The sequence below is a fragment of the Streptomyces aureocirculatus genome (assembly GCF_000720475.1).
Classification (GTDB): Bacteria; Actinomycetota; Actinomycetes; order Streptomycetales; family Streptomycetaceae; genus Streptomyces; species Streptomyces aureocirculatus.
Genome location: NZ_JOAP01000191.1, coordinates 1 through 267, shown reverse-complemented (window position 1 = coordinate 267; position 267 = coordinate 1). Strand labels below are relative to the sequence as shown.

Sequence of the window (267 nt, the reverse complement as noted above, 5' to 3'; positions counted from 1 at the left end):
TGCCGACAAGGGCTACAGCTCTCGAAGGATCCGTGCCTACCTGCGACGACGCGGCATCCCGCACACGATTCCCGAACGCGTCGATCAGATCCCCGGCCGACTGAACCGCGGCACACGGGGCGGCCGGCCGCCCGGCTTCGACCGATGCACCTACCGCCACCGCAACGGCGTTGAGCGCTGCTTCAACCGTCTCAAGCAGTGGCGCGGCCTGGCCACTCGCTATGACAAGACCCGTGAGTCCTACCAAGCCGCCATCACCATCGCCTC

1 protein-coding gene is annotated in these 267 nt (G+C 67.0%); it reads left to right on the top strand.

What is annotated here, in order from left to right:
* Window positions 1–267: IS5/IS1182 family transposase (locus IG78_RS0141315; protein ID WP_030575087.1), on the top strand; the 267-nt coding region annotated here is incomplete at both ends.